Source organism: Onishia taeanensis (genome assembly GCF_900100755.1).
Lineage (GTDB): Bacteria > Pseudomonadota > Gammaproteobacteria > Pseudomonadales > Halomonadaceae > Onishia > Onishia taeanensis.
This window is the reverse complement of sequence record NZ_FNCI01000004.1, coordinates 64,089-85,914: the sequence shown is the minus strand read 5'-3', so window position 1 is coordinate 85,914 and position 21,826 is coordinate 64,089. Positions and strand designations below refer to the sequence as shown.

Here is a 21,826-nt window from a genome sequence, read left to right as displayed (position 1 = left end):
CATGATTAAGCAACGTACTCTCAAGAACACCATTCGCGCCACTGGCGTGGGTCTACACTCGGGCGAAAAGGTCTGTTTGACCCTACGTCCGGCACCGGTCAATACCGGCGTCATCTTCGTTCGTACCGATCTCTCCCCCGAGGTGCAGATCCCGGCGAACGCCAACTTGGTGACCGATACCGCGCTCTGTACGTCCCTGTCTCAGGGTGACGTCAAGGTGGCGACGGTCGAGCACCTGATGTCTGCCTTCGCGGGCTTGGGGATCGACAACGTCTTTGTCGAACTGAGCGCCGGTGAAGTGCCAATCATGGACGGCAGCGCGGGTCCCTTCGTGTTCCTGATCCAGTCGGCTGGCATCGAAGAGCAGGCGGCGGCCAAGACCTTCATTCGCATCAAGCGCGAAGTGGTGGTCCGCGATGGTGACAAGGAAGCCATTTTCCTTCCGCATCACGGCTTCAAGGTTTCCTTCTCCATCGATTTCGATCACCCCGTCTCGGAGCTGCGCAACCAGACCGCGGTCGTGGATTTCTCCACCACCTCCTTCGTCAAGGAAGTGTCTCGCGCACGCACCTTTGGTTTCATGCGTGACCTGGAATTCCTGCGCTCCCAGAATCTGGCGCTGGGCGGCAGCCTGGATAACGCCGTGGTGGTGGATGATTACCGCATCATCAACGATGGTGGGCTGCGCTACGACGACGAGTTCGTCAAGCACAAGGTGCTGGACGCCATCGGCGATCTCTATCAGCTCGGTCACAGCCTGATCGGCGAGTTCCGCGGTGTGAAGTCCGGCCACGCGCTCAACAACCAGCTTTGTCGTGCCATGCTGGCGCAGACGGACGCCTGGGAGCTGGTGACCTTCGAGGATGCTCATCAGACCTCTCCGATCTCCTACGCGGCGCCGGCCATGGCCTGACGCCCGGGGCATGCGCCCCTTCGCCGAGTCGTCGCTCTGGCAGGCAAGATAGCCATGGCTGACGATATTGCTTGACGCCGTCTCCCCTCACGGGAAGCGGCGTTTTTTGTGGGTTCCTGGTAGGCGGCACTCCGAGTACATCGCGTGCACACGCCGATAAGGGCGGGGTGCGAGCGACAGCTTGCAGGATGGGGCTCGGGGATAGGCGGGCGCGTGATGAGGCGAGACGAATAGGGCGAAATAGGATGAATAGATAGTACGTGTTGGAGGGCCGTCCGGGGCGGGCTAGCCCGGCTGACTAGTCGTTGTTCGTGTCGCTATCGGTGTCGCTGTTCTTGGGCGTATCGTGGTCGTCGGCGTGGGAGGCCAGGCGCTCGAGGGCGCGTTTCAGTCGTGGATCTTCTGTATCTTCGGCGCAGCTGGCAATTTCTCCGGCGGCACTGGTCGAAAGCCGCCTGCTATGGCGCGGCGGGGCCTTGGGCGGGCGTACCGGGCGGACCTTGAGCGTGAAGCCCAGCACAGCCTCGAATTCCGGCCGACGTTTCAGCAGCTCCAGTAATCGGGGCTGTTCGTAGCGCAGCCAGGTGAGCCAGACCGCGCGATCGGTAATCAGGGTCAGCTTGCCGTCCCGGTAGCCGCCCACGAACACATGTTCGCGGACTTCCTCGGGAAGATGTTCGCGCAGTTCCTGCTGGGCCCGGTCAATCAGGCTGGCCATACGCATCAGGCCGCCGAGTTCACCACGGCCGCCGAGCAGCGACGTGACGGGCTGGGCGCGGAAACGCTTAACCTTTATACTCATGGGCTGCACTTTTGACGCCAATCGATAACCGGCAATCTATCATGCCCGCGAGACCTCCAACAGCATGAACGGCTCTACTAACGCTAGCCCAAGTCGGCCTGCCGATACGGCCTCGCGTCGTCGCACCCGTTGGTGGTTGGCAGGCTTGCTGGTGGGCTGTCTGTTGCCAGCGGGCCTGGTGCAAGCCGATGGCGTGCGCTTGGTCGAACGGGTGGTGCATATCTGTTGGCTGGCGCCGGCGGTCATTCGCGCTGAAAGCCGCCGCCAGGCGAGCCAGCGCCGCTGGCGGCCGCTGCGCCGCTGGCGCCTTCAGTTGCCGCATCGTCCACTGCCACCTCAGGTGGTGCGGGTTCCCGCCGCCGCTCATGATGTGCTGACCCGCCGTGGCCCTCCTTGCCCAGTCGTCTGATATGCCCGCCCCCTGGGCGGTTAGTGGGCCCGTGCCTGATGAGGTACCAGGGCCGAATTCGGATACTGGGTAGAGAACGGACGTTTCATGATCAATAATTTGTTGCGCAAAGTGGTCGGCTCCAAGAACGACCGCGAGGTCAAACGCTTTGGCAAGGTCGTTGCCAAGATCAACGACATGGAGGCGCAGTTCGAGGCCCTCGATGACGACGCCCTCCGCGCCAAGACGGGCGAGTTCCGCGAGCGTCTGGCGGCGGGTGAATCACTCGACGCCCTGCTGCCCGAGGCCTTCGCCGTGGTGCGTGAGGCCAGTAAGCGTGTCATGGGCATGCGCCATTTCGATGTCCAGATGATCGGTGGTCTGGCGCTGAACACCGGCCGCATTGCCGAGATGAAAACCGGCGAGGGCAAGACGCTGGTGGCCACCCTTGCCGTTTACTTGAATGCGCTGCCTGCCAAGGGCGTGCACGTGGTGACGGTCAATGACTATCTAGCGCGCCGTGACGCCGAATGGATGCGTCCGCTGTATGAAAGCCTGGATCTATCGGTGGGGTCGATCTATTCCGGCCAGAATTCCGATGAAAAGCGCCAGTCCTATGCCTGCGATATTACCTACGGCACCAACAACGAGTACGGCTTCGACTATCTGCGCGACAACATGGCCTTCTCACTGGAGGACAAGGTTCAGCGTGGGTTGCACTTCGCCATCGTCGATGAGGTCGACTCCATCCTGATCGATGAGGCGCGCACGCCGCTGATCATCTCCGGCCCGGTGGAAGAGAACACCGAGCTCTACAAGGTGGTCGATCGCCTGGCGACCGACCTGGTGCGAGGCGAGCACAGCGAAGACGATGAAATGCCGCCGACTGGTGATTTCATCCTCGACGAGAAACAGAAGCAGGTCGAGATTACCGAGGAAGGGCACCACAAGGTCGAGGCACTGCTGCGCGGCGAAGGGCTGCTGGGTGAGGATGACTCCCTCTACGCTGCTCAGAACCTCAACCTGCTTCAACACATGCATTCGGCGCTGCGGGCGCGTCATCTCTACCAGCGCGACATCGACTACATCATCGATGACGGCCAGGTGGTGATCGTCGACGAGCATACTGGGCGTAGCATGCCGGGCCGCCGCTGGTCCGAGGGCCTGCACCAGGCGGTCGAGGCCAAGGAAGGGGTGACCGTGCAGCGCGAGAGCCAGACGCTGGCCTCGACCACCTTCCAGAATTATTTCCGCCTCTACGACAAGCTTTCCGGCATGACCGGGACCGCCGATACCGAGGCCTTTGAATTCCGTCAGATCTATGGCCTGGATGTGATGGTGATTCCCACCAACCGGCCGCTGATCCGTCGTGACCAGAATGATCTGGTCTACATGACCGCCGAAGAGAAGTTCGAGGCGATCATCAAGGATGTACAGGCCGAGACCGAGGCCGGTCGCCCGGTGCTGGTCGGTACCGCCTCGATCGAAACCTCGGAGTACCTGGCCGGGCTGATGCGCAAGGCCGGTATGAGCTTCAACGTACTCAACGCCAAGCAGCACCAGAGCGAGGCCCAGATCATCGCCCAGGCCGGGCGCCCCGGTGCGGTGACCATCGCCACCAACATGGCCGGCCGTGGCACCGACATCATGCTGGGCGGCAGCTGGGAGGCCGAGGTCGCCGAACTCGACAACCCCGACGAGGCCAAGGTTGAAGCCATCAAGGCCGCCTGGCAGGAACGTCATGATGCCGTGCTGGCCGCCGGTGGCCTGCACGTCGTCGGTTCCGAGCGCCATGAGTCGCGGCGCATCGACAACCAGCTGCGCGGTCGCTCCGGCCGTCAGGGTGACCCGGGCTCGACGCGCTTCTTCCTGTCATTAGAAGACAACCTGATGCGTCTGTTCGGCTCCGACCGGGTTCAGCGGCTGATGCAGGCGCTGGGGCTCGAGCGGGGTGAAGCCATCGAGCACAAGATGGTCTCCAATGCCGTCGAGCGCGCCCAGAAGAAAGTCGAGGGTCGCAACTTCGATATCCGTAAGCAGCTGCTCGAATACGACGACGTGGCCAACGACCAGCGTCGCGTGATTTACGAGCAGCGCAACGACATCCTCGAGGCGGAAGAAGTCACCGAGAATGTGCTGGGCATTCGCGATGAGGTACTGGACGAGGCGATCAGCGACTTCGTGCCGCCCCAGAGCCTGCCCGAGCAGTGGGACCTGAGCGGGCTGGAGGGCCACCTCAAGTCCGAGTTCAACCTCGATACCCCGGTGACGCAATGGTCCGCCGAGGATGCCCGCCTGAGCGAAGAGCAGTTGCGCGAGCGTCTGCATGAAGCACACCGCAAGCTGTACGAGGAGAAGGTGGCCGCCGTCGGCGAACCCCTGATGCGTCGCTTCGAGAAGCAGGTGATGCTGCAGGTGCTGGATACTCGCTGGAAGGAGCATCTTCAGTCGATGGATCACCTGCGCCGCGGTATCCACCTGCGCGGTTACGCCCAGAAGAACCCCAAGCAGGAATACAAGCGCGAAGCCTTCGAGCTGTTCCAGGGGCTTTTGAGCAACATCAAGGCCGATATCACGCGCATCCTGAGCCATGTCCAGGTGCGTCGTCAGGAAGAGGTCGAGGAACTCGAACAGCAGCGCCGTGAGACGCTGGCGCGCGAGCAGGCCAGCGCCGCCAGCCGCCATGACGAGGCGGTGGCAGGCACCGCTGAGGCGCCTGACGAGCAGCCCGCTGAGGGTGGCGATGGGCGCCCGGTGCGCCGCGAAGGGCCCAAGGTGGGGCGTAACGAGCCTTGCCCCTGCGGGTCCGGCAAGAAGTACAAGCAGTGTCACGGCACGCTTAACTGATCGCTGCCGGCGTCGCCGCCGGCGGGCAACGAATGAGGGAGTAAATGCATGGCAGTGGGTGAAACGGTCTTTCCGCAGATGCCGGTGATCAAGGGTCTGCGTCTTGGCACCGCTAGTGCGGGTATCAAGAAACCGGGGCGTCGCGATCTGGTGGTGATCGATGTGCCGGAGGGTGCCAGCGTCGCGGGCACTTTCACCCGCAATGCCTTCTGTGCCGCACCGGTTCAGGTGGCCAAGCGCCACCTGGCGATGCGCTGCGAGCAGGGCCTGGCCCCGCGCTACTTCGTGATCAATACCGGCAATGCCAATGCCGGCACGGGGGCCGCCGGCATGCGTGATGCCACGGCCAGCTGCGACGAGCTCGCGCGACTGGCCGGCGTTGAGGGTGAGGCGGTGTTGCCGTTCTCGACCGGGGTGATCGGTGAGCCGATGCCCATGGAGCGCTTATTGGGAGCATTGCCCCAGGCCCTCGAAGCGCTTCGCGAAGATGGCTGGGAAGCGGCCGCCGAGGGTATTTTGACCACCGATACCCGCCCCAAGGGCGCGACCCGCACGCTCACCATCGATGGTGAGACGGTCAACATCGCCGGCATCAGCAAGGGGTCGGGGATGATTCAGCCCAATATGGCCACCATGCTTGGGTTCGTGGCGACCGACGCTGCCATTTCCCAGCAGCGGCTCGAGGCCATGTTGCGTGAAGGGGTCAGCCGCTCCTTCAATTGCATCACCGTGGACAGCGATACCTCCACCAACGATGCCTGCATGCTGGTGGCCACCGGGCAGGGCGCGACGCTCGAGAGTGACGAAGCGCTCGAGGCCTTCCGTACTGCCCTCGATGAGGTGCTTGTCGAGCTTGCCCAGGCGATCATCCGCGACGGCGAGGGGGCGACCAAGTTCGTCACTCTTCACGTCGAAGAGGCCGCCTCGCGGCAAGAAGCGCTGGACGTAGCCTTCACGGTCGCGCACTCGCCACTGGTCAAGACCGCGCTCTATGCCTCGGATGCTAACTGGGGACGCATTCTGGCCGCAGTGGGGCGTGCCCCGGTGGCGGACTTCGACGTTGACCGAGTGGTGATCGACCTGGGCGATGTGCGCCTGGTCGAACAGGGCGGACGCGCCGACGGCTACACGGAAGCTGCCGGCAGCGCCGTGATGGCGGGCGAGGAGATTCCCATCCGCATTCGCTTGGGACGCGGTGACGCCGAGGCTACCGTCTGGACGTCTGATCTATCCCACGACTATGTCTCCATCAACGCCGACTACCGCAGCTAGGTCTGGCCTGCTGTTGCCGGGGCGCCTTCAGTCGGGGCGCCTCGGGTCGCGCGTTATTCATGTTTGAAAGGTAATACACACAATGGTCAAGAGAAGGGTACATGTGGCTGCCGCCGCCATCGTCAGCGAGGATACGACCCAGGTGTTGATCGCCAGGCGCCCCTCTAACGTCGATCAGGGCGGTCTTTGGGAATTTCCCGGCGGTAAGCTGGCGCCCTATGAAACCGGCTTCGAGGCCCTGAAGCGCGAGCTGCATGAAGAGCTCGGCGTCGAGATTCAGCGTGCCCAGCCGTTGATCCGGGTCAATCACGAGTATCCCGACAAGCATATCCTGCTCGACGTATGGCAGGTGCATGCCTTTGCCGGCGAGCCGTTCGGTCGTGAGGGCCAGGCCGTGCGCTGGGTCGACAAGAATGACCTGTTCAATTATCCCTTCCCGGCGGCCAACCTGCCGATCCTGCGCGCGGTGATCCTGCCTACCGAGTGCCTGATCACTGCCGAAGAGGAGGATGAAGAGGTCTTCTTCACCAAGCTCGAGCGGGCGCTGGTCGAGGACAAGGTGCGTCTGGTTCAACTGCGCGCCAAACAGTTGGATCGCGATGCCTATCTGGCGCGCGCCGAGCGGGCTCTGACGCTGTGCCGCCAGCATGGAGCGCGCCTGCTGCTCAATGGCGAGCCCGAGCTTCTCGACAAGGTGGATGCCGACGGCATTCATCTGACCAGCGAGCGGCTGATGAGTCTCGAGCGCCGTCCCTTGGCCCAGGGCAAGTGGCAGTCCGCCTCGACCCACAACAGTGAGCAGTTGGAGCAGGCGGCTCGAATCGGCTGTGATTTCGTGACGCTCTCGCCGTTGCGCACCACGCCGACTCACCCGGATGCGGCGCCGCTTGGCTGGCACGACTTCCAGCAGCTGGTGGAAACGGCGGCGATGCCGGTCTTTGCACTGGGTGGCATGACCCGCTTCGATGCCAACCATGCTAGAGCCGTGGGTGCGCAGGGGATCGCTTCGATTCGTGATTTCTGGAAGTAACCCCAGTCGGAAGCTTGAAGCCGGAAGCTCTAAGAAAACCCCCATGGACCTTGCCCGTGGGGGTTTCCTCATAGAGGGGGCGATCAGGGTTTCGAGTGAGCGGCGCCGGGGACAGGCTGTAGCGGAGGTCCGATGCCAGGGATGGCATCGGTAGCGCCCATGGAAGGGTTCATAGCGCTTCCGCGAACGTTTGTCCTCGGGGTAGCCGCGTGCCCGTAGCCCTCGCCTAGTCGCGATAGCGTCGCGTCAGGTCGCCGTAGGCGTCGATGCGACGGTCGCGCAGGAAGGGCCAGATGCGCCGGGTATCCTCGGCACGGTGCATATCCACTTCGACCAGCAGCCGCTGGCTGTCCTCGCCGGCATGGGCCAGCAGCTCTCCTTGGGGGCCGCAGACGAAGCTGCCTCCCCAGAAGTCGATGCCGTCGCTGGCGCCGCTGTGATCGGGCTCATGGCCGACCCGGTTGGCGACCACCACCGGTAGACCGTTGGCAACCCCATGGGCCCGCTGGATGAGCGTCCAGGCGTCCTTCTGGCGGTTTTTCTCGGCATCGTCGTCGGCGGGCGTCCAGCCGATGGCGGTGGGGTAGAGCAGCAGCTCGGCGCCGGCCAGGGCCATCAGGCGCGCCGCCTCCGGGTACCACTGATCCCAGCACACCAGCAGCCCCAGGCGTCCCACCGAGGTATCGATGGGCGCAAATCCCCCCAGCTTGTCTCCGGCATTGACGCCCTCGGCGTCACCCGGGGTGAAGTAGAATTTCTCGTAAAAGCCAGGGTCGTCGGGAATATGCATCTTGCGGTAGTGGCCAACGGCCCCCTGGGCCCGGTCATAGACCACGGCGGTGTTGTGATAGAGCCCGGTGGCCCGGCGCTCGAACAGTGAGCCGACCAGCACGATATCGAGTTCGGCGGCCAGTGCCGCCAGTCGCCTGCCGGTCGGGCCGTCGAGCGGCTCGGCCAGATCGAATACCGCCGGGTCCTCGTACTGACAGAAATAGTGGCTGGCATGCAGCTCCTGAAGCAGCACCAGCTCGGCGCCCTGGGCCGCGAGTTCGCGGACGCCCGCTTCGGTCTCATCCAGGCTTTTTGCCTTGTCGGGCCAGGCGCGCTGTTGGACCAGGCCAACGGTGAGGGTCTGGGTCATGCGATCACTCCTGAACGTCAGCGGTTGCGTCGTTGTCAGCATCGTTACAGGCGTCGTGGCTGGCGGCGCCGGCAAGGTGAGCGGCGGCCAAGCTGCCCTTGGGTAACTGCATGGTCAGACAATGCAGGCTGCCGTGCTGGCGGATGACCTCATGACAGTCGATGGGCACTAGGTCGCGTTCGGGGAAGGCGGTGGCCAGTGCGGCAAGCGCGGTGCTGTCCGCCGCATCGCCATAGACCGGCACCAGCACGGCACCATTGATGATCAGGAAGTTGGCGTAGGTAGCCGGCAGGCGGTGGCCGTCCTCGGGATCGAAGCAGGGCCGTGGCCAAGGCAGCGGGATCAGCCGGTAGGGCGAACCGTCGGCCTGGCGCAGCGCCTTGAGCTCATCTTCCATGGCGCTAAGCGCCGCGTAGTGGGCATCCTCGGGGTCATCACAGCGTACATAGGCGATCGTCTGCGGGTCGCAGAAGCGTGCCAGGGTATCGACGTGGCTGTCGGTGTCATCGCCTTCTAGATGTCCGTGGGCGAGCCACAGCACCCGGGTGACGCCGAAGTCTTCGCCTAGACGGGCCTCGATCGCCGCTCGGTCCAGCGCTGGGTTACGGTTCTGGTTGAGCAGGCAGGCCTCGGTGGTTAGCAGCGTGCCTTCGCCATCGCTCTCGATGGCGCCACCTTCCAGTACCAGGGCTTGGGATTCGAGTGGGGCGGCGAAGACGCCCTGATCGGCCAGTGCCCGGTTCAGGGCATCGTCTCGGGCGGCGGGAAACTTGCCGCCCCAGCCGGTGAAGCGGTAGTCGAGCAGGGTCAGGCGGCCATCGCGCTCGATGCCGATCGGCCCATGATCCCGCGCCCAGCTGTCATCGCTTGGCACCACGTAGAGCCTGAGCCTTTGTGCGGGGACGCCGAGCTGGGTAAAGGTGGCCGCCAGCCGCTCCCGGGTCGCGGTATCGGCGACGCTGATTAGCACTTGCTGGTAGCGGGCGATGGCCGTGACCATGCGCTCAAGCGTGGCTTCGATGCGCGACAGCATGGGGGCCCAGTCGCTGTCGGCACCCGGCCAAGTCAGTTGCACGGCATCTTGTTGATGCCATTCGGGGAACAAGCGGTTAGCCATCGCAGTCTTCTCACGGGTATGCTCATCGGGGCCTTGCCCCGGGGACGGCGCAATGTAGGGTGGGCGCTGTCGGGATGCAAGGGATCCATCGCAGGATAATCGCCTTGCTTCTCGCGGCGCGCATGCGTCGCCAGGCAAAAAACCGTACCATGAGCGCCCGCTGACAAGGAACCGATCGCGATGCTCGACCGTCTGCCATTTATGCTTGGGCTGCGCTACGTGCGCGCCAAGCGACGCAATCACTTTATTTCCTTCATTTCCCTGACCTCGATGCTGGGATTGATGCTCGGCGTTGCCGTGCTGATCCTGGTGCTGTCGGTGATGAACGGCTTCGATCACGAACTGCGCTCCCGAGTGCTGGGCATGGTGCCCCATACCCGTATCGAGGCGCCCTCGGGGATGACCGACTGGAAGCCCCTGGCCGACCGGCTCATGGAGCGCGAGCGGGTGATCGGCGCCGCGCCCTTCGTGCAGCAGCAGGGTATGTTCTCGATCGGCGGGCGCAATGAGGGCGCCATGGTCAATGGCATCGACCCACAGGCCGAGGCCAAGGTGTCGATCATCGATGAGAATATGGTTCAGGGGAGCCTCGATGATCTGAAGGCCGGGGAATGGAAGGTCGTGCTCGGCGAACTGCTCGCCAGGCGGCTGGGCATCGGGGTCGGCGACCGCGTCACCCTGCTGGTACCCGAGGCCTCGATCACCCCTGGCGGGGTCTTCCCACGCCTGAAGCGCTTCACCGTGAGCGGGATCTTCAGCGTCGGGGCCGACCTGGACGCCAGCCTGGCCTATGCCCATATCGCCGATATGCAGACCCTGGCCAGGATGGGCGATGCCGTCGGAGGGCTGCGACTGGAATTCGATGATCTCTTCGCTGCCCATGGCGAGACCCGCAAGATCATCGATGAGCTGGGGCCAGGCTATCGTGGCATCGACTGGACCCAGACCCACGGCAACCTCTTCCAGGCGATCCAGATGGAGAAACGCATGATCGGCTTGCTGCTGACCGTGATCGTCGCCGTCGCTGCCTTCAACATCGTCTCGACCCTGGTGATGGTGGTCACCGACAAGAAGGCGGATATCGCCATTCTGCGTACCATCGGCGCCACACCTGGCTCGATCATGGGTATCTTCATCGTCCAGGGGCTAGCGATTGGCATCATCGGTATCCTGATAGGGCTAGGTGTCGGGGTGACATTAGCGCTGACGATTGCCGACCTGATCGCCTGGTTCGAGGCGACGACTGGCATCCATTTCCTGGACGCCAACGTCTACTTCATCAGCTATCTGCCGTCTCGTCTGGAATGGTCCGATGTGGGCGTGATTACCTCGGCGGCCTTCGTGTTGACCTTCCTGTCTACCCTGTATCCGGCCTGGCGCGCCTCGCGCATCCAGCCGGCTGACGTGCTGCGCTACGAATGAGGCCCTCGATGAGTAAGGAGACAATCATGACCGAGGAGCATGCCTCCACCAAGGCTGGCCAGGTACTGCTTGAATGCCAGGGATTGACGCGGACCTACCGTGAGGGTCCCCAGGACGTGACGGTGCTCGAGAACCTGCAGCTCGAGGTACGTGCCGGAGAGCGGGTGGCCGTGGTGGGCAGCTCGGGGTCGGGCAAAACGACCCTGCTCAACCTGCTGGGCGGTCTGGATCGGCCCAGCGCCGGCACCGTCAAGGTGGCGGGGCAGTCACTGGCCGACCTGGGCGAAAGCCAGCTCGGGCGCTTTCGTAACCGCCATATCGGCTTCGTCTATCAGTTTCACCACTTGTTGGCCGAGCTGACTGCCTTGGAAAACGCGGCGCTGCCGCTGATCGTGCGCGGTCAGTCGCGTAAGCAGGCCTGCCAGCGTGCCGCACAGATCCTCGAGCATGTCGGCATGGCCAAGCGAAGCGATCACAAGCCCGGTGAGCTCTCCGGTGGCGAGCGTCAGCGGGTGGCGATCGCCCGGGCTTTGATCACTGATCCCAGCCTGGTGCTCATGGATGAGCCCACCGGCAATCTCGACAAGACCACGGCCGCAAGCATCCTGGCGATGATGGATGAGCTCGCCAAGACGACCGCCTGTGCCTTCGTGGTGGTGACGCATGATACCGACCTCGCCGCCCACCAGGATCGGGTGATGAAGCTGGATAACGGTCAGTTGACCGTGGACGGCTAAGACGGGGCAGCGATGCGACAATGGCTGGGCCTGGAGAGCCACCCTCGGCTATCCAGGCTTGGCCATCCGGTAGCTTGGCCGCGTTTGCCGGCGTGATCAGCCTTCGCCGTTGCGGCCTTTGGCGGCCAGAGCGGCACGCAGGCGCCTTTGCTTGCGGCGTCGCCGCCAGCTGCGTGATACATGCCAGCGCCAGATCAAACGGATGGCGACGTTGGCGGCAAGGCCGGCGACCACCGCCGCGACCAATGAACCCAGCGCCAAGGCGGGCAGGATATCGACCAGCCGTTCGGCTATCCACTGCGTCGAGAGGGTGTCGGGTGCCGCTCTGGGCGGCGTGTCCAGCAGCCAGGCGCCCAGCCGATAGTTGCCATAGAAGATGATCGGCATGGTCAAAGGGTTGGTGATCCACACGAGCCCGATCGAAAGCGGCAGATTGCAACGCAGCAGGCAGGCGCCGCCAGCGGCCAGCACCATCTGAAAAGGAATCGGCAGCAGGGCGCAGAACACGCCGACCATGAAGGCATTGGCCACTGAGCGGCGCGATAGCATCCACAGGGAAGCATCGCCGATCAAATGGCGCATAAAGCGCAGCGAGCGATTACCCTTGAGGGTATCGGGATGGGGCATGTAGCGCTGTAGGAAGCGGCGCGGCATGGCAGGCTCGCAGGCGATGGATGGTAAGGACCACAGGATCCGCAGCCATTATCCATACAAGCCATGCCCCTCGCCACGGCTGCGGCCGGATCGAGGGTGAGACAGGGCCAGGGAGGGCCTGAACTGTCATGCGTATCATGGGCAGTGGGCTTGGCATGCCGTGGGCGCTCGCCGCCCTGGTGGGGGCCGGGCTCGTCGTGCAAGCACCGGACGGGCTCTTGGCGGCCTGGGGCGTGACGGGGCTGCTGATCCTGGCACGGCTGCCTCGTTGGTGGCTCCATTTGGTGCTGTTCGTCGTCGCCACTGTGGTCGGCGGCTCGCTGCTGCTGACCGAGGACGCCGAACTGCCCCGAGGCCTTGTCGGTCAGGATCTCCGGCTCGAGGGGCGCATTCTCTCCTATCAGCAGGGCCAGCCGGCGAGCCGCCTGCGACTTGCCGTCGATCATTGCCATAGCCTGCAGCCTGGCCTTGCCGACTGTGACACCCTCAAGCGGGTGCGCCTGTCGGCTTATGGCGGTCCCGCCATGGCGGTAGGCGAGCGTTGGCGCCTGACGGTGCGGCTGCGGCCGCCATCGGGGTTCGCCAATCCCGGCACCTTCGACTATCGCGCCTGGCTGTGGCGCGAAGGGCTGGGCGCAACCGGCTATGTGCGGCACTCGCCGCCGGCAGAGCGCCAGGCCGTTGCCCCTTTTTCACTTCGCCAGTCGGCCCTGGCCTTTCTCGATCGCCATTATCCCGACGGCTTGGGGCGTCGCTGGCTGGCAGCGTTGACGCTAGGCGCCGCCGAGCGACTCAATGATGATGACTGGTCGCTTCTGAATGCCAGCGGTACCACGCACCTAGTGGTGGTGTCGGGGCTGCATGTGGGGTTGGTCGCGACCTGCGTGTTATGGCTGATGCGCGGTCTGGCGCGCTGTGTGACGCCCGGACGCTGGCGCATGGCGGTCTGGCCCTGGGTCATGGCGGGCGTGGCGGCGAGCGGCTATGCCTGGTTGGCGGGTCTTGAGCCGCCGGCGTTTCGTGCCCTGATCATGACCCTGGTCGGCCTCTGGGTCGCCTGCGGCCGTCACGCGCCCGGGCCCTGGCAGGCCTGGTGGCTAGCGTTTTCGCTGGTCGTGCTGGCCGACCCCCTATCGCTCTGGCGGCCGGGGCTGTGGTTGTCCTTTCTGGCCGTGGCCTGGCTGATCCTGATCTGGCAGGGGCGCTCCCGGCCCCAGGGGCTCAAAGGCTGGGCCTGGGCGCTGGTCCGCACCCAACTGCTGCTGGCGCCGTTAATGTCCGCCGCCGTGATCATCGCCTTCGGACGGCTGGCGCCCGGCTCGGCGATCATCAATCTGCTGGCAGTGCCCTGGGTCAGCGTCTTGATGGTGCCGCTGGGGCTGTTGATCTGGGTGCTAAGCGGGGTGCCGCCACTGGCCCATGTCGGCTGGCAACTCTTCGAGGCGCTGGCCGCCTGGCTGCAATCGGGGCTCGCCGAGGCCGTGGCGGTCATGCCTTTGCTGGTGTTGCCTGACTGGCAGCGTCTGCCGGTGGCACTCTGTCTTGCCGGTATCGCTCTGGCCTGGGGGCTGCCGGGAGTGACGCGGTCAATGCGGGTGGCGGTGTCACTGCTGATGGTGGCCGTGTCTCTCAACCTCGAGCCACCGCTGCCGGCCCAGGGGAGCCTGCAGCTGCGGGTCTATGATGTGGGCCAGGGCCAGGCGATCGAACTGACGACAGACTCGCCCAGCACCGAGATTCGCACCGGCCGCCACCCTGATACCGACGAGGGCCGGAATACCCTTCGCCAGGATAGTGGCGATGTTGATGGTCGTATTCAGGCGACGCGACTCCTGTACGATACCGGGCCGCGGTTCAGCTCTGGCTTCATGCCGCTGGCCGGGCTCTGGCCTCCTGGGCGGACGTTTTCGCGGGTCATGGTGAGTCACGGCGATCAGGACCATGCGGGCGGCGTGCCGGCGCTTGCCGATCACCGGGTGGGCGAATGGCTGGCGCCCCGCGGGGAGGCGGTCGGGCATCGGGCGCGCCCCTGCGTCGCCGGCCAGCGCTGGAGCAGTGGCGATATCGATTTCCGGGTACTCTGGCCGCCGGATGGGTCCCTTGATGAATGGTCCGCGAACGACCGCTCCTGTGTGCTCTTGGTGAGCCTGGGCGACAAGGCGGTATTGATCACCGGTGATGCCGGGCGAGAGGTGGAGCGTCGCTTGCTGCCTGTGCTGCCGGCGCGTATCGACGTGCTGGTTGCCGGGCATCACGGCAGTCGCACCAGCTCGGGTGAGGCCTTCGTGGCGGCGACGAATCCTCGTCAGGTCATCATCAGTGCCGGGCGCGACAACCGGTTTGGCCACCCTGCGCCACAGGTGGTGCGGCGCTTTCGTCGACAGGGCAGCTGCCTGTGGAATACCGCGCTTGATGGGGCGGTGACGGTTACCTTAGCCCCAGGTGAGGAGACCCTGGTGAGCGCCGAGCGCCAACCGAGCTGGCGACGCGGTGTCGATGGCGGCTGCCATGGGGTAGAATCTCGCCCCTAGATGATGGTCGATAGCGCCCCCGGCGGTGATGGCATTTTGGAGACTCTGATATGGACATGCTCGGTGCACTAGAGGTCGGTGGTTGGTTAATGTTGCCGCTGCTGGGCTGCTCCCTGGTCGCTACCGTGATCATCATCGAGCGGCTTTGGGCCTTGCGCGCGGCGCGCATTGCCCCGGCGGGGCTGGGCGGAGAGGTCTGTGCCCTGGTTGCTCAGGGGCAGGTCAACCTCTATTGGTTGGAAAGCCACTCACCGTTGGGCGGCGTGCTGGCCGCCGGGCTTCGCAATGCCCGGCTCGGTCATGACCAGGTGCGTGCCCGGCTGCAGGAAGCGGCCGTCGCGGTGATCCACGACATGGAGCGCTTTCTGAGCCCGCTGGGCACCATCGCCGCGATCGCGCCGCTGGTCGGCCTGCTGGGGACGGTGGTCGGGATGATCGAGGTGTTCTCGGTGCTGGTCAGTGCCCAGGGGGCCGGGCGTACCGCAGAGCTGGCCGGTGGGATTTCCCAGGCCTTGGTGACCACCGCTGCCGGTTTGACGGTGGCAATACCGTCGCTGATGTTTCACCGTTTCTTCCAGCGCCGGGTCGAGGACATCACCGTGCGCATGGAGCAGCAGGCCACTCAGCTGGTGGAATTCTTGGCGCATTATCCGGGTGAGTTGAATCTCACCGAGCGCGACGATTCCTTGGCTCAGGGGGCGCGCGGCGCATGAAGTTTCCGCGTCGTCATCGGGAGCCGGTGGAGATCAACCTGACACCCCTGATCGATGTGGTGTTTCTGCTGTTGATCTTCTTCATGGTCTCGACCACCTTCGAGACCCGCCAGGCGCTGGAACTCGAGCTTCCCGAAAGCGCCAGTGCAGCGCCGGCGGAAACCGCCCCGGTGGTGCTTTCGATCACGGCCGAGGGCGACTATCGGCTCGATCAAATATCCGTCGATCAGCATGATCTAGCCGCGGCGCTGACCACCCGGGCCGATGCCGCCCGGGAGCATGGGTTGGTGATCGAGGCCGACGGCCGGGTCGCCCATCGCCGAGTGGTGGCCGCTCTTGATCAAGCGGCGGCTCTGGGCATTACGCGTGTGCGCATCGCTACTCGCGAAGCAAATGACAGTTCCAATCAAGCGGAGACACCGTGATCTACGATTCAGGATGGGCTCTCTACAAACGCCTGCTCGACTATGTCAGGCCCCATTGGCGTTCTTTCGTGCTGGCGGTGGTCGGCTATGCCATTTACGCCGCGTCCAGCACGGCCCTGGCGGAGATGATGAAGCGCCTGATCGATGGTATCCAGAACCCGGATGCGGCCTTCCGGCTGTTCCTGCCGATGTTCGTGGTGGGCATGTTCGCGGCCCGGGGGCTGGGGACCTTTCTGGGTACTTACTTCATGAGCCAGGTCGCGCGTAACGTGGTGCACTCCCTGCGCTGCGATGTCTTCAATCACATGCTGCACCTGCCGGGGCGTTTCTTCGACGAACATTCGAGCGGCCAGCTGGTGTCGCGCGTGACCTACCACGTCGAGCAGGTTACCGGGGCAGCGAGCAGTGCCGTGACGGTGATTCTGCGCGAGGGACTCTTCGTGCTGGGGCTGCTCAGCTATCTGCTCTGGACCAATGCGCTGCTGACCCTGGTGTTCATGGCGGTTACGCCGCTGATCGGGCTGGTGGTCAGCTATGCCAGCAAACGCTTTCGGCGTCTTTCCCGGCGCATACAGCGCTCCATGGGGGATGTCACTCACGTGGCTTCCGAGGCGCTGTCGGGGTATCGCGTGGTTCGTACCCACGGCGCCGAGGCCTATGAGAAGCGCCGCTTCGCCAAGGCCAGCGACGACAACCGCCGCCAGAGCATGAAGGAGGCATTGACCAAGGGCATCAGCACCCCGGTGATCCAGCTACTGGTGGCGCTGGCTCTGGCGGGACTCGTGTGGCTTGCCATGTCACCGGCCCTGCTCGACGACATGACGCCTGGCGAGTTCGTGGCCTTCATTACTGCTGCCTCGCTGATGGCCAAGCCCGTGCGTCAGCTCACCGATGTGAATAGCGTCATTCAGAAGGGAATTGCCGCTTCTGGCGAGCTATTCGGCCTGATCGAGGAGCCGGCCGAACCCGACGAGGGGACCACCGAGCCGGGCCGTCTGACGGGGCAGGTGCACTTCCAGGGCGTGCGTTTCGCCTACGCCGAGGGCCAGAACGAGGTGTTGAAAGGTATCGATCTGGAGGTGGCGCCGGGCCAGATGATTGCCATCGTCGGCCGCTCCGGCAGTGGCAAGTCTACCCTGGTCAGCCTGTTGCCGCGCTTCTATCGGCCCTGCGAGGGGGCAATCAGCCTCGATGGAATACCGCTGGATGATTTCAAGCTGTCCCCCCTGCGCCGGCAGATCGCGCTGGTGTCCCAGCAGGTCACCTTGTTCAACACCACCATCGGCCAGAACATCGCCTATGGTGTCGACGATCCTGATCAGGACGCCATTGAGGCCGCCGCCCGCGCCGCCTTTGCCCATGACTTCATCATGGAGCTGCCCAAGGGCTACGATACTCAGATCGGCGACAACGGCGTCATGCTGTCCGGCGGCCAGCGTCAGCGGCTGGCAATCGCCCGGGCGATCTTCAAGGACGCACCGCTGCTGATTCTCGATGAGGCCACCTCGGCGCTCGATAGTGAGTCAGAGCGCTATATCCAGAAAGCCCTGGAAGAAGTCTGTCGTGGCCGAACCACCTTCGTGATTGCCCACCGGCTCTCCACCATCGAACGCGCCGATCGCATTCTGGTGATGGAGCAGGGCGAGATCGTCGAGGAGGGCAGTCATGCTGAGCTGCTCGCCCGCGATGGGGCCTATGCGGCGCTGCATCAGCTGCAGTTTCAGGAAACGTCATGAAGCACTATTGGGATCGGTTCAGCGAGCGCTTCGGTGAGGCGCTGCTGGCCGCCTGGTACAACGATGCCGCCTGGCTTGGCATGCTGCGGCCGCTGGAGGCGCTCTATCGCCGCCAGGTGGCTCGCCGCCTGGCAGATTTTCAGACCGGTAAGCGGCCGGTTCATCATCCCGGCGTGCCGGTGGTGGTGGTCGGCAACCTGACGCTCGGCGGAACCGGCAAGTCGCCGCTGGTGGCCTGGCTGGCGCGCTATCTCGCCGAGCGAGGCTACCGTCCCGGGATTCTCTCCCGTGGTTATGGTGGCGAGAGCGCCGACTATCCGCTGCGGGTTAGTGCCCAGACGCCGGTCGAGGTCTGTGGTGACGAGCCCTTGATGCTGTCGGCTCAGGCCGGGGTGCCGGTAGTGGTCGACCCTAAGCGTGCCCGCGGCGCCGAGCGGCTGCTCGACGAGGGCTGCGATATTCTGATCAGTGACGATGGCCTGCAGCATCTGGCGCTGGGGCGTGACCTGGAACTGGTCGTGGTCGACGGACAGCGTGGTTTTGGCAATGGCCGCTGCCTGCCGGCGGGGCCGCTGCGCGAGCCGCTGTCCCGGCTTGAAAGCGTCGATGCACTAGTGGTCAACGGTGCCGACAGTAGTGACGTGACGGGAGCCGAGGCCGCGACCCATCGTTTCAGCATGACCCTGGCGCCGGTTGCCTGGCGGCGGCTGAGCGACGACGAGCGTCTGCCGCTCTCACCGCTGCCTTTCGACCGCCAGGTCCATGGTCTGGCCGGCATCGGCAACCCGCCACGCTTTTTCGCGACGCTCGAGGGGCTGGGACTCGGCGTGACGCCGCACCCCAAGCCTGACCACCATCGTTTCACGCCCCAGGATCTGCAGTTTGGCGATGAAGCGCCGGTGGTGATGACCGCCAAGGATGCCGTCAAGTGCCGTGGCTTCGCCGATGCGCGCTGCTGGGCACTGGACGTGGAAGCCCGCCCGTCGGCTGGCTTTATCGAATGGTTTGCCACGCAACTGGATGCGCTGACGCGTGTCGCGCAAGGGGAAAGACAATGATGGATAAGGAATTGCTGGCCATGCTGGTCTGCCCGCAGTGCCAGGGGAAGCTCAAGTACGACCGTGAACACGCCGAGCTCAAGTGCCACTTCGATGGCCTGGCCTTCCCGGTTCGTGACGATATTCCGGTCATGCTGGCCGAGGAAGCACGGGTCATGGACGCCGACGAGAAGCTTGGCAAGGCGACGCCGAAACGTGGCGAGGCAGGGGGGCAGGCATGAGCGACTTCGTCGCCGTAATTCCGGCCCGTTTCGCTTCCAGCCGGCTACCCGGCAAGCCGTTGCTCGACATCGCCGGTGAGCCCATGGTGGTGCGTGTGTGGCGCCAGGCCCTGGCCAGCCAGGCCAGTAGGGTGGTGGTGGCCACCGATGATTCGCGCATTAGCGATGCGGCGGAGGCGGCCGGTGCCGAGGTGGTGATGACCGCTGCCGATCACCCTTCCGGCACCGACCGGCTCGCCGAAGTAGCCGAGCGGCTGGGGCTCGACGATGATGCCATTCTGGTCAATGTCCAAGGTGATGAACCGCTGTTGCCGCCGGCGCTGATCAACCAGGTGGCCGCGCGGCTCGAGGAGGACCCCGAGGCGTCGATCGCAACCCTGGGCGAGTCGATCAGCGACGTCGAGATGCTGTTCAACCCCAATGTGGTCAAGGTGGTGCGCGACTTCGCTGGTCGGGCGCTGTATTTCTCCCGCGCACCGATCCCCTGGGACCGAGAGGCCTTCGCCAGCCGCCCGGAGCTGCTCGAACATGACGCCTGGCTGCGTCATATAGGCCTTTACGCTTATCGTGCCAGCTTCCTGGCCGCCTATCGCCATTGGTCTCCGGCGCCGCTCGAACAGCTCGAACAGCTCGAACAGCTGCGTGCCCTGCAACACGGCCACCGTATCCAGGTCGCCCTGGCCGGCGAGCCGCATCCCGCCGGCGTCGATACCCAGGCCGACCTCGAGCGCGTGCGTGCCCTGTTCGCGGACGCCGCCGCTTCCCGGCCAGAAGACACCTCATCAGCAAACACCCGACCCAATCAGAAGGAGCGTTGAGATGCGCGTGCTGTTCGTCTGCCTCGGCAATATCTGCCGCTCGCCGACCGCCGAGGGCATGCTGCGCCACAAGCTCGAGGCGGCAGGCCTTGCCGAGCGCGTGGCCGTCGATTCCTGCGGGACCGGCGACTGGCATGTGGGCAAGGCGCCGGATCGCCGCGCTATTACCGCCGCCGCTGGCCGCGGCATCGATATCAAAGGGCTGCGGGCACGCCAACTCGACCGCAGCGACTTTGATCGCTTCGATTATCTGCTGGCCATGGATTACGACAACCTGACAGATCTATTGTCGATGCGCCCGGACGACTGTGATGCCCAAGTCGGGCTCTTCCTCGACTTCGCCGGCCGGTCGGGTGCGGCGGTGCCGGATCCCTACTACGGCGGTGGCGACGGCTTCGACGAAGTACTGGATCTGGTCGAGGCCGCCGCCGATGGGCTCGTCGAGGTCCTGCGCCAGCGGCTGGGTTCGACATCGTGAGACTCACCTGGCAGGCCCATCATGATCTGAGCGGCGCCAATACCCTCGGATTACCCTGCGTGGCCGAGCGCTTCTCGGCGCCATCGACCCCGGCCGAGCTCGCTGCAGTGCTACAGGAGGCCCGCGCGGCCGGCTGGCCGGTCACGGTGCTGGGCGGCGGCAGCAACCTGATTCTCGGTGACTGGCTGTCAGGATTGGTGATACACCCTGAGTTCGCCGCCTATCGCTGCGAGACTTTGGACGACGAGTCGGTAAGGGTGCACGTCGATGCCGGCATGAACTGGCATCAGTTGGTCATGAGCCTGGCCGAGCAGGGCCTATGGGGCCTCGAGAACCTGGCGTTGATCCCCGGTCAGTGTGGTGCCGCACCGATCCAGAATATCGGTGCCTATGGCGTCGAGCTGGCGGACGTGCTGGAGCGCGTGCATCTCGTCCACCTCGCCGATGGCCGCGAGCAGGTGCTCGAGGCCGCCGACTGCGACTTTGGCTATCGCGATAGCCTCTTCAAGCGTGCCCTCGATGGGCGAGTGGTGATCACACGTCTCGAACTTTGCCTGTCCACTCGACCATCACCACGACTGGGCTATGGCGACCTGGCGAGCCGTGTCGGGCCGTCACCCGCGCCTCTCGAGGTCGCCGAGGCGGTCTGTGCGTTGCGCCGGGAGAAACTGCCGGACCCGGCGGTGCTCGCCAATGCCGGTAGTTTCTTCAAGAACCCGGTGGTCGAGGCCGAACTGGCCGAAGCGCTGCTGACACACCATCCCGATATGCCGCATTTCTCCCGGCCCGGCGGTCGCTTCAAGCTGGCGGCCGGCTGGCTGATCGATCAGTGCGGCCTAAAGGGGTATCGCGAGGGGGCCTTCGGCGTACACGATCGCCAGGCCCTGGTGCTCGTTCACCATGGCGGCGGCGATGCCGAGGGGCTGTTACACTTTTCCGACAGCATCGCCTCAATGGTGTTGAAGCGCTTTGGTGTGGTGCTCGAGCGTGAGCCCAGGCTTGTCGGTATCAGTGAGCCGCAAGGGGAGTAACAAGCGTCAGAATAGTGGGGTAGCAATCGGGGCGGTTTCCATCGGTGCCCATAAAAAAACGCCCGCAGGCTTGGCCTGCGGGCGTTTTTGTTGGCTGTCTGTCAGTGATGGCCCGGGGATTTCCGGGCCATCCGATCAGGACTGGCCGTCTTCGGCTTTGGCTTGCTGCTCGCGACGACGGATCTCGCGTGGGTCGTTGTGAGCGCGACGCCGACGACGAGCCTTGGGCTCTTCTTGCGTTGGTGCCTCAGCCTTGGGCGTTTCAGGCGTAGAGGATTCCGGCCCGGCCGCTTGCTGCGGCTGCTCGGCCTTCGGAGCCTCCTGCTTCGGCGCTTCTTGCTTCGGCGCGTCGGCCTGCGGCGTCTCCTGCTTCGGAGCCTCTTGCTTAGGCGCTTCCTGCTTAGGCGCTTCCTGCTTCGGTGCCTCTTGCTTAGGCGTCTCTTGCTTGGGCGCTTCGGCCTTCGGAGCCTCCTGCTTCGGCGCCTCTTGCTT

At 64.6% G+C, this 21,826-nt stretch carries 20 protein-coding genes and 1 pseudogene; 16 read left to right on the top strand and 5 right to left on the bottom strand.

Annotated elements, in window-relative coordinates; all coding sequences use genetic code 11:
- Nucleotide 1: 1 nt before the first annotated feature.
- Nucleotides 2-913: a UDP-3-O-acyl-N-acetylglucosamine deacetylase gene (lpxC, locus tag BLR71_RS07245; RefSeq protein WP_092524611.1), complete on the top strand. Its 912-nt coding sequence runs from the start codon at nt 2-4 to the stop codon at nt 911-913.
- Nucleotides 914-1,211: 298 nt separating this feature from the next.
- On the opposite strand, the gene BLR71_RS07240 is transcribed toward lpxC, so the two are convergent.
- Nucleotides 1,212-1,715 carry a DUF721 domain-containing protein gene (locus BLR71_RS07240; RefSeq protein ID WP_092524609.1) on the bottom strand — a complete coding sequence of 168 codons (504 nt, stop codon included), beginning with the start codon at nt 1,713-1,715 and terminating at the stop codon, nt 1,212-1,214.
- 64 nt (nt 1,716-1,779) lie between these two features.
- On the opposite strand from BLR71_RS07240, the gene BLR71_RS07235 reads away from it, so the two are divergent.
- From BLR71_RS07235 to BLR71_RS07220, 4 genes are all read left to right on the top strand, one after another.
- Nucleotides 1,780-2,124, top strand: a complete 345-nt coding sequence (locus BLR71_RS07235; protein WP_092524607.1) for a hypothetical protein — start codon at nt 1,780-1,782, stop codon at nt 2,122-2,124.
- Between the two features lie 87 nt (nt 2,125-2,211).
- Complete coding sequence (gene secA, locus BLR71_RS07230) at nt 2,212-4,950, top strand: preprotein translocase subunit SecA (RefSeq protein WP_092524605.1); 2,739 nt, start codon at nt 2,212-2,214, stop codon at nt 4,948-4,950.
- A gap of 48 nt (nt 4,951-4,998) precedes the next feature.
- Complete coding sequence (argJ, locus tag BLR71_RS07225; RefSeq protein ID WP_092524603.1) at nt 4,999-6,222, top strand: bifunctional glutamate N-acetyltransferase/amino-acid acetyltransferase ArgJ; 1,224 nt, start codon at nt 4,999-5,001, stop codon at nt 6,220-6,222.
- 82 nt (nt 6,223-6,304) lie between these two features.
- Nucleotides 6,305-7,252 (top strand): Nudix family hydrolase, encoded by a 948-nt coding sequence (locus BLR71_RS07220; RefSeq protein WP_092524601.1) that lies wholly within the window; start codon nt 6,305-6,307, stop codon nt 7,250-7,252.
- 226 nt (nt 7,253-7,478) lie between these two features.
- Here the strand turns inward: BLR71_RS07220 and BLR71_RS07215 are convergent, their stop codons facing one another.
- Together BLR71_RS07215 and BLR71_RS07210 are read right to left on the bottom strand one after the other, a co-directional pair.
- Entirely contained in the window at nt 7,479-8,393 is a 915-nt protein-coding gene (locus BLR71_RS07215; protein WP_092524599.1) for a carbon-nitrogen hydrolase, read from the bottom strand.
- A gap of 4 nt (nt 8,394-8,397) precedes the next feature.
- Nucleotides 8,398-9,510, bottom strand: coding sequence for an agmatine deiminase family protein (locus BLR71_RS07210; RefSeq protein WP_092524597.1), 1,113 nt, complete (start codon nt 9,508-9,510; stop codon nt 8,398-8,400).
- Between the two features lie 180 nt (nt 9,511-9,690).
- Between BLR71_RS07210 and BLR71_RS07205 the strand changes: the two genes are divergently transcribed.
- A complete protein-coding gene (locus BLR71_RS07205) occupies nt 9,691-10,932 on the top strand; it encodes a lipoprotein-releasing ABC transporter permease subunit (RefSeq protein WP_092524595.1) in 1,242 nt (413 codons plus the stop codon).
- A gap of 8 nt (nt 10,933-10,940) precedes the next feature.
- Nucleotides 10,941-11,669 (top strand): ABC transporter ATP-binding protein, encoded by a 729-nt coding sequence (locus tag BLR71_RS07200; protein ID WP_092524593.1) that lies wholly within the window; start codon nt 10,941-10,943, stop codon nt 11,667-11,669.
- Between the two features lie 96 nt (nt 11,670-11,765).
- Here the strand turns inward: BLR71_RS07200 and BLR71_RS07195 are convergent, their stop codons facing one another.
- The gene (locus tag BLR71_RS07195; protein WP_092524591.1) at nt 11,766-12,323 is read right to left on the bottom strand and encodes a DUF2062 domain-containing protein; all 558 of its coding nucleotides are present in this window, start codon (nt 12,321-12,323) and stop codon (nt 11,766-11,768) included.
- Between the two features lie 128 nt (nt 12,324-12,451).
- Between BLR71_RS07195 and BLR71_RS07190 the strand changes: the two genes are divergently transcribed.
- Genes BLR71_RS07190 through murB form a run of 9 tightly spaced genes read left to right on the top strand, consistent with a single transcriptional unit; the run spans nt 12,452 to nt 21,334 of the window.
- Complete coding sequence (locus tag BLR71_RS07190; protein ID WP_245696373.1) at nt 12,452-14,854, top strand: DNA internalization-related competence protein ComEC/Rec2; 2,403 nt, start codon at nt 12,452-12,454, stop codon at nt 14,852-14,854.
- A gap of 50 nt (nt 14,855-14,904) precedes the next feature.
- A complete protein-coding gene (locus BLR71_RS07185) occupies nt 14,905-15,567 on the top strand; it encodes a MotA/TolQ/ExbB proton channel family protein (RefSeq protein ID WP_175491627.1) in 663 nt (220 codons plus the stop codon).
- Complete coding sequence (locus BLR71_RS07180) at nt 15,564-15,992, top strand: ExbD/TolR family protein (RefSeq protein ID WP_092524589.1); 429 nt, start codon at nt 15,564-15,566, stop codon at nt 15,990-15,992. Before BLR71_RS07185 ends, BLR71_RS07180 begins: the two co-directional genes overlap by 4 nt.
- Complete coding sequence (msbA, locus tag BLR71_RS07175; RefSeq protein WP_092525071.1) at nt 15,992-17,728, top strand: lipid A export permease/ATP-binding protein MsbA; 1,737 nt, start codon at nt 15,992-15,994, stop codon at nt 17,726-17,728. Before BLR71_RS07180 ends, msbA begins: the two co-directional genes overlap by 1 nt.
- On the top strand, nt 17,725-18,786 hold the full coding sequence (gene lpxK / locus BLR71_RS07170; RefSeq protein ID WP_092524587.1) for a tetraacyldisaccharide 4'-kinase: 1,062 nt from the start codon (nt 17,725-17,727) through the stop codon (nt 18,784-18,786). Before msbA ends, lpxK begins: the two co-directional genes overlap by 4 nt.
- On the top strand, nt 18,786-19,007 hold the full coding sequence (locus tag BLR71_RS07165; protein ID WP_092524585.1) for a Trm112 family protein: 222 nt from the start codon (nt 18,786-18,788) through the stop codon (nt 19,005-19,007). The genes lpxK and BLR71_RS07165 overlap by 1 nt, the downstream gene beginning before the upstream one ends.
- Nucleotides 19,004-19,825: a 3-deoxy-manno-octulosonate cytidylyltransferase gene (gene kdsB / locus BLR71_RS07160; RefSeq protein WP_092524583.1), complete on the top strand. Its 822-nt coding sequence runs from the start codon at nt 19,004-19,006 to the stop codon at nt 19,823-19,825. The genes BLR71_RS07165 and kdsB overlap by 4 nt, the downstream gene beginning before the upstream one ends.
- Nucleotide 19,826: 1 nt before the next feature.
- Nucleotides 19,827-20,303, top strand: a complete 477-nt coding sequence (locus BLR71_RS07155) for a low molecular weight protein-tyrosine-phosphatase (protein ID WP_092524581.1) — start codon at nt 19,827-19,829, stop codon at nt 20,301-20,303.
- Nucleotides 20,300-21,334, top strand: coding sequence for a UDP-N-acetylmuramate dehydrogenase (gene murB, locus BLR71_RS07150; RefSeq protein ID WP_092524579.1), 1,035 nt, complete (start codon nt 20,300-20,302; stop codon nt 21,332-21,334). Before BLR71_RS07155 ends, murB begins: the two co-directional genes overlap by 4 nt.
- A 135-nt stretch (nt 21,335-21,469) precedes the next feature.
- Here the strand turns inward: murB and BLR71_RS17885 are convergent.
- Nucleotides 21,470-21,826: pseudogene (locus tag BLR71_RS17885) on the bottom strand (hypothetical protein); the annotation flags it as partial.